General features: G+C 44.3%; 6 protein-coding genes and 1 tRNA gene. 2 read left to right on the forward strand and 5 right to left on the reverse strand.

Annotation, left to right across the window (positions count from 1 at the left end):
• Nucleotides 1–115: 115 nt before the first annotated feature.
• Both F6K57_RS33115 and F6K57_RS33120 read right to left on the reverse strand, forming a co-directional pair.
• Nucleotides 116–1,525, reverse strand: a complete 1,410-nt coding sequence (locus F6K57_RS33115) for a transposase (protein WP_293072230.1) — start codon at nucleotides 1,523–1,525, stop codon at nucleotides 116–118.
• 86 nt (nucleotides 1,526–1,611) lie between these two features.
• Nucleotides 1,612–4,083 (reverse strand): filamentous hemagglutinin N-terminal domain-containing protein, encoded by a 2,472-nt coding sequence (locus F6K57_RS33120; protein WP_293072231.1) that lies wholly within the window; start codon nucleotides 4,081–4,083, stop codon nucleotides 1,612–1,614.
• 383 nt (nucleotides 4,084–4,466) lie between these two features.
• Between F6K57_RS33120 and F6K57_RS33125 the strand changes: the two genes are divergently transcribed.
• Together F6K57_RS33125 and F6K57_RS33130 are read left to right on the forward strand one after the other, a co-directional pair.
• Nucleotides 4,467–4,940 carry a pentapeptide repeat-containing protein gene (locus F6K57_RS33125; RefSeq protein ID WP_293040762.1) on the forward strand — a complete coding sequence of 158 codons (474 nt, stop codon included), beginning with the start codon at nucleotides 4,467–4,469 and terminating at the stop codon, nucleotides 4,938–4,940.
• A 301-nt stretch (nucleotides 4,941–5,241) separates the two neighbouring features.
• Complete coding sequence (locus F6K57_RS33130) at nucleotides 5,242–5,568, forward strand: antibiotic biosynthesis monooxygenase (RefSeq protein ID WP_293021490.1); 327 nt, start codon at nucleotides 5,242–5,244, stop codon at nucleotides 5,566–5,568.
• Between the two features lie 116 nt (nucleotides 5,569–5,684).
• On the opposite strand, the gene F6K57_RS33135 is transcribed toward F6K57_RS33130, so the two are convergent.
• The 3 genes from F6K57_RS33135 to F6K57_RS33145 form a co-directional block, all read right to left on the reverse strand.
• Nucleotides 5,685–5,755, reverse strand: a tRNA-Gly gene (locus F6K57_RS33135).
• A 595-nt stretch (nucleotides 5,756–6,350) separates the two neighbouring features.
• Entirely contained in the window at nucleotides 6,351–7,223 is an 873-nt protein-coding gene (locus F6K57_RS33140) for a hypothetical protein (RefSeq protein ID WP_293072232.1), read from the reverse strand.
• A gap of 107 nt (nucleotides 7,224–7,330) precedes the next feature.
• Nucleotides 7,331–7,689 (reverse strand): ABC-2 family transporter protein (locus F6K57_RS33145; RefSeq protein WP_293072233.1); only part of this gene is annotated, 359 nt, incomplete at its 5' end.

Here is a 7,689-nt window from a genome sequence, read left to right on the forward strand (position 1 = left end):
ATCGAAGAAAAGCAAGTCGCAAAAATAACGTGTTCAAAAGGAATTAGGTGCGCCGTGTACTTGGAGACTTGTTCGCACGGTGCTTAGGGGGCGAAGCGGGGGCAACCCCGCCGACCTACCCAATCCATCCAAGCTCAACTGCATCTAGCAGACTCAGTCCCATACCTTCCAAGAAACGCGCGGTACGGCGCAACAATACTGCTTGAACCTCGGTTTTATTCATGTACCGAGTAATCTCGAAGTCTGTACCCCTAGCAAGGATGTTCTTTGCAGCATTATGGTCAGCCTGCGACACGACCCCATTAAACCTGGTAAAATTGTCCCCGCTTCTTTTGCCCAATAGGGTTCCAGTCACGGAGTCAATTTGCGACGTGTAACTAGGCTGGACTTCTGTAACAACCGACCCAGTCCAATTAGCCCATTTTTCTAAGGAGTCCCGCATTTGACCCTTCATCCAACTATTGAGCTTGCGGGACATTGCTTTGGACTGACGTTTATTTCGGATTGGTTGTGTTAAATCTTCCGCAAATACTTTTAATGATTCTCCCTTGAAAAGGGACTTTGAAGCGGCTCCTATGATAGCTGTAAGTTCTGATTGATTTTGCCTGTATCGCTTATTTTCTGTCTTTCTAGTTAAGTTATTTTTAAGAATGCGAGCCGACTTAGCTGGGTCGATTTTTTCCAGTTTTCTATGAATCGCCCAAAGTTTTCCTCTATTACGATTCTTAGCACATATTCGATTGGACTTCTTAGTTGCGGCAAAACCTAGATTCTCTCCGTGCGCCTGGCCATCTGAATCATAGAAAGCCTCAGTGTATCCCTTGTCTACCCCAATAGCTCGGCGGTCGGCAGGAATCTCTACAGTCCCATAGTCTACTAAAAAATGGATTTCAAATCTTTCTAGAAGCTGGTTGTATATCAGCCTGATCTGACCTTTGATTTTTCGATTAGACCTAACGACTATTTTGTTTCTTTTTCCTCTCCTTAGCCCAGCTAGTTCTAACTGGTAAGTGTTACGAGAGAGTCGTTTGCAGTTATAGCCTACTTGTTGATAAACTATCTGATTTTTGACCCAAGAGTGCCCTCGTTTAAACTCCTTTCTAACAAGCCTGTGAAGAAGTGGTAATCGCTGAAAAGCTAAGGTCTTAAGCTGTTTGTAAAGTTCTTTTCTGGTCTTTTGATTGTCCTTCCCCGGAAATCTTTTGTAGATTTTCTTGATTACCGCATCGGTACAGGCCGCCTGGCTCGCTGTAATGGCTTTCGCTACATCATTAATAGTCCAATCCATTAACTTAGCAGGTAGCCCCAAGGTATCGGGAGTCCTGAAGCTCTTCACTTCCGGGATAGCCTTTTTCCAGTCAAGGCTCCAGTGACTGATGCTACCTAATTTGTTGTAAGACTCAGATCTAACAATGCCTAACTTTTTCATAGTAGACAGCAACTCAATTTCAACCGACTTGGTTATCCCCACCACAGGGACGATTTGAGTCGATCTCCTTTTTGCTACTCCAAATGTTCTTGGCATCGTCACAAAACTCTGTGTCAATTGTCTCGATTATACTCTAGCGCTAAGTAAATGTCAATGTCTATTTTGTGATATTAAATACCGTTTTATCCCGTTTTTTTGCTACTTAATTGCGCGACCAGGATTCCTGGCAATTCGTTTAAGCCTGAGGTGGGGTCTACCTGTAAGATGTTGAGTATGACTTCACCGTTGAAGGATGGGCCAAGTTCAGACGTGGCAGTGATGTCATTGTCTGGAGTGAGACGCTCTCGAAATTCTAGACCAAAGATGCCTTTGGCATTAATGGTAACACTACCTCCTGAGCCTTGTTGAGCATTGGCGGTGATGTCGCTATTTCCCAGACCGACTAGGGTATCAGTATCAATTTCTATATTTCCCCCAGTGGTTGTATTCTGAGCGTCAGTTAGAATCAAGCTTCGGTTGAGGAGTCGGATGTCACGGGAAAAGAGTTTAATATTGCTGTCGTCTCCTCCTGCTGTTTCTGCTGTGATCCTGCTATTGTTGTCAAGGAAGATGGAGTTGGCATTAATCTTTACCTCGCCTGCTGAACTGCCCTGTTCAAAACTTCTAGCACTAACTTCTGCTCCATCAGAGATGATTAACTTGTCAGTGGTAATATTCAAAAACCTTCCGGCATTTCCTGTTGCTTCTCGATTAGCTTGAATAAATAAGCCGCTGCGAGACCGACCATCCGCTGAGGTACCAATCAGTTTAACCGTAGAAGAAGCATCTACAGTCAAATTTCCCCCGTCCCCTTGACCAAGAGTCCTAGCTGAAACAGCTGCTCCATCAGAGACAATTAACTCCCCAGTGGTAATCTTCAAATCTCCCGCATTTTTTGTCCCTTCAGTTTGAGTAAACAAGCCGCTGATAAACCGAGCATCAGCTGAAGTACCAATCAGTTTAATCTTAGAAGAAGCATCCACAATCAAATCTCCCCCGTCCCCTTCACCAAGAGTCCTAGCTGAAACAAATGCTCCATCAGAGACGATTAACTCCCCAGTGGTAATCTTCAACTCTCCCCCATTTCCTCTCCCAAAAGTTTGAGTAAACAAGCCGCTGAAAAACCGACCATTGGCTGAGCTACCAATCAGTTGAACAGTAGAGTCGGCATCCACAGTCAAATCTGCTCCGTCCCCTTCACCAAAAGTGCTAGCTGAAACAAGTGCTCCATCAGAGACGATTAACTCCCCAGTGGTAATCTTCAACTCTCCCCCATTTCCTCTCCCTAGAGTTCGAGTAAACAAACCGCTGGCAAACCGACCATCAGCTGAGGTACCAATCAGTTGAGTCGAGTCGGCATTAACAGTCAAAGTTCCGCTGTCCCCTTCACCGATTGTGCTAGCTGAAACAAATGCTCCATCAGAGACAATTAACTCCCCAGTGGTAATACTCAAATTTTGCGCATTTCCTGACCCAAAAGTTTCAGCAAACAAGCCACTGGGAAACGTCTCATCGGCTGAGATACCAATCACTTTAACAGTAGAGGAGACATTCAAAGTCAAATCTCCGCTATCCCCTTCACCAAAAGTGCTAGCTGAAACAAATGCTCCATCAGAAACAATTAACTCCCCAGTGGTAATACTCACATCTCCACCCTGTCCTGAGCTAAATACATCCGTAGTTATTAGAGAACCACCCTCAAGACTGAACTGTGAAGCTCGAACCTCTATCCCACCGCCACTGCCACTCCCTTCGGTATCCGCAAACATAAAAGAGCGATCGCGTAAACTCACATTAGCCCCCTGCACCTGGATACTCCCACCACTTTCGCCACTGGTAATGACAAAAGCACGATCGGACAAACTAATATCCTGAAACTCTTGAACTGCTGAATAATCCAACACCAAACTCGTATCGGTTGGGGTCAAGTTCACCACACCAAATGCACCAACACTCCCCAGCTCAATCCGTCCATCCAATGCAGCTAGAACAGCACCAGGAAGATTAACCTCACCACCAATCAGCCCTAAGGTTTGACCATTTGGTACCCGAAACAGACTAGATTGATTAGTAATACTTCCTGGATTTGATCCATATTGCAACCCAGATGGTATATTAATAGTCAACAACGGTTTATCATTGGGATTTTTAGTGCTGAAAACTTTACCATCTTCAAACAAAACACTCTCAGCAGTACTCCAAAAAAATGAACCTCCCACATCCAGTCTGCTATTGGGACCAAAGACAATACCGTTGGGATTGATCAAAAATAAATTAGCATTTCCCAATACTCCTAGAGTCCCCAAAATATTGGAAACATTACCTCCGGTTACCCGACTCAGGATGTTGGCAACTCCAGCAGGATTATCAAAATAAGCTCCTGCGAGCTCGGCTACATTAAAATCTGAAAAGCTGTGGAATAGATTACTGTCTCTAATCGCCCCACCTTCAATTAAATCTATTACAATTCCGTTAATATTGAGATTGGTTACCACAGAGCTTTCATTCCCCAGGGTATTATCTGGGGTAATTTGCCCTAATGCCGTAGTTGCAGCTAGTAGAGAATACAGCAACACGCTAGTTGCTGGCACCAGTGGGGAAATCCGAGGTTTCATAGTAATCAATAAGCTACCGAGTTTTCGGATTATTTCATAAAATTTACTTCAGCTTGATTGATTTACAAATTCTTTAAAAAAAATTTAATTAAAATTTACAATAAAAGGGAGCAGGGAGCCTCGGAGCAGGGAGTCGGGAGTCGGGAGTCGGGAGTCGGGAGTCGGGAATAAAATTATTTGCCTATTGCCTATTGCCTCCCCCCCTTACGCGCGGGGGGTTAGGGGGGATTCCTCTTGCCTTGCCCGTAGCACTATATCAACTCCCTAACTAACCTTAACAAATCACCTTAACAAATCATTAGAATCCCGCACCACTAATGGGTTATAATGGAATTGGGATGAAGAAATACATCCTAATGATATAACTTCTAGGGAGGCCAAAAATGAAATTCAATATTTTGGCAACGTTAACTTTAGTCGCTTCTCTGTTCTTCACTGGTTCAGCAGTAGCTGAGAACCCAGACCAGGTGCAACAGTTGCTCTTAACTGGTGCATGTGAAGGATGTAATTTAAAAGGAGCGGATCTATCGGGTGCACATCTACTAGGCGCTGATTTGAGGAATGCTAACCTGCAAGGAGCAAACTTAATCGAAGCCAACCTAGAAGGTGCTGACCTGACTGGTGCCAACTTAAACGGGGCTAACTTAACCCAAGCCTTTGTCACCAATGCCAGTTTAAACTGTGCTAATCTCAACCAAGTGAATTTGACAGCAGCCAAGCTTTACGACACCGATGTGTCTGGAGCTGTCATGAACAACATTACCTTAACTGATGCCGAGATATTTGAAACTGGCATTGGCATTGGTGGTAGTGGCGAGGAATTCAATTTCAATGTCGAGTGTAGAGTAGATTCTTGACACTCTCTAATTCCTACTAATGATTCTTACCAAAAATTTTTGCTAAGGGCGGGAGCGAATAGCGCTTTCCGCCATTTTAGTTTAAGTCTTGCTTGTAGGGTGGGCAAAAATAGTTTGGTTTTTTTGAGTATTCTAGATTAGAGAACTTTGCCCACCCTACTACTGACCACTGACTGCTGACTGCTGACTGCTGTTCGCGTAGCGCATATGCTTACAAAGATGCAGCTATGGGAATCTGTGCAGCTCAACCATTAGCTGTTACGATCGGGAACTAACCCAGAAAATCCCAGGGGAGGGAAAGTTGACCGAATTTCTAGATTTTCTTAAGCACAAGTATGCTTATGTTGCCGTTGGTGAATTCAAGCCAGGCAAATTTCAAGAAGCTCAGGATCTTTACGAGAAAGCTGTATCTACCTATATCCAAGGGTTCAAAGGAGCTTACCTACTGCAAGAACCTGGAACCGATCGGGGGATTGCCGTGATATTTTGGGAAAGTATAGCGGATATGGAAGATAATCAAAGTGAGGCTTATCAGGCGATCTTAAACCAAATGTCTCACTTGTTTACCAAAGCTCCCACCACATCTTTCTACGAAGTGTGCAGTGAAATCCAGCCTCCGAATTCTTAATTCTCAATTCTTAATTCTCAATTCTTAATTCTCAAGACTCATGCGATCGCAAACGGTCATGCTAGTTGCAGAAGTGCGATCGCATTAAACTACCAATAATATATTTTTATATCTAGAGCGGATGGGGGGAATCGAACCCCCATCATCAGCTTGGAAGGCTGAGGTTTTACCACTAAACTACATCCGCATTGTTTCGTGTACTTCTTGCATCATAACATAACAAAATCAAAGTGCAACATTTTTTAGTTCAAAATTCTGGACTCTTCCGAGATCCGCTGTTCCCTGCTCCCTTCCCCCCTTACGGGCGGGGGGTTAGGGGGGATCCGCTGCTCCCTGCTCCCTAAAAAAATGACCAAAAATTTTGGGTCTCAAGCCCCGTCCTTCTAGGACGGCTTTTAAGTAGAGTATGTTATAATAAACATGTAGCCTAGTACAGGTAGGATTCGTCGGTACTGCCAATTTAAAAACAACGACGTAAAGCGATACTAGTACACGAGGAGCGAAAAACCTCGCCAAAACGCATGGATCTGCCACGGATACCGAAAACCAGTAAAATAGCAAATTGAAATACAAACGTACCGTGGGGCACACGGAAACTGAGAAAACTCAACGCTTAGGGAGATAAGCCCACTGGGGTTAGTTAAATTAGGCTAGGTATTTGGTTTTTAAACGGATATTGGGCTTAAATATTGCCTTTCCTGGATAACTAATTTTAAGGCATGTCGATGAACTAAGAATCCCCGCTCTTATAGGGCGGGGAGTGTCAAAACTACTATAAATCACTAATCACTAATGGTGAGTTGGAAGCGATACGCTTGCACAACTGGTTGACCTGCCATGTAAGTAGGGGCAAACAACCAATCCCAAATCACCTGCTGAGCTAGTTGCTGAGCCTGATCACTACTAATCTTGCCTTGCTGCACTTGAATATAGTCCGCTAGCAGTTCCGGTTTCCCATTGGAATCAATTAATAGCACCACCTTCAACACTAACTCTTCCGATAAATCAATACCTGTCAAATTCAGCTCCTTAGCGGAAAATTCGGATTTGTTAGCTGGTAGAGGTAGAGCCAATTGGTCTGGAATATCCCGATTCGGATTAGTCAGACCAAAGTTACTCATCTTAGCCACAAAGCTATCTTTTGATGCCGACTCTTCCGGGATGCTGGAAGCCGGTGGCTGAATCGGTGGTGCCAGAGGTAAGGGTGAAGGTAGGGGCGTTGGGATTACTGGAATCGGCTTAACAGGAGTGATCGGAGTTGTTGGTTCAGGTGAGGGGACAGGTATAGTTAATTGATAATCTGTTGGCGGTGCTAAGTCTTTAACTGGTAAGATATCCTCTGTCGGTGTTGGCTTTACCTCACCCTCAGTGGCCTCAATGGTAGAGTTAGAGACAGTTTGGTGATTAAGATTCCGATCTGACCTAGGACTGGTGAGAGCTAAATCAATGGTTTGATCGATTAGAGCTGTTGATGGGTCTTCTGGTGATGTCTCTTGCTCAGCTATATCTTCCGGAATGATATCAATCAGATCAATGGCAATCAAATCCTGACTGGGTTGCGAACTCTCGAAGCGCCCCATCAAGAGCATAGACACTATCCACAAGAAGCATAGATGAATGACAATAGATGCCAAAACCATTGCCAACCATAACATTGGCCCGTTAAAGTTACGTGGTTCAGGTAAATTAGGGGAATCATTTGGGGGCAAAAGTTTTAGGGTCATTCGTAGCTAGAGCGTTGGTCGAGAAATGCAATATAATATTAAGCTCCCATCCCAGAATAATGCTTTAACCCCTTACGCCATAACCAGCGGTTGACTAGGAAAAATATTAAACTCCAACCTATAATCACCAACATTCCCCCCACCACATTCACAGGTAAACCAATCAACAGTGCTGCTGGGAAGTGAATCAGATAAGGGTAGGGTGTCCACTGGGCAATTTCCCTGACCAAAGGAGGAAAGACTTCCAACGGAGCAATTAACCCAGAAAGGAATAAGTAGAGCAAAAATGATAATTCTTCAATAGCACTAGCCCGTTCTGTCCAAAAGGCGAACATGGCAAAGGTATACTGCATCAAAAAGCGTAGGGCAAAGCTCATTGCCACCACCAGGCAACCGA

It is taken from the genome of Moorena sp. SIO4A5 (assembly GCF_010672005.1).
GTDB lineage: Bacteria > Cyanobacteriota > Cyanobacteriia > Cyanobacteriales > Coleofasciculaceae > Moorena.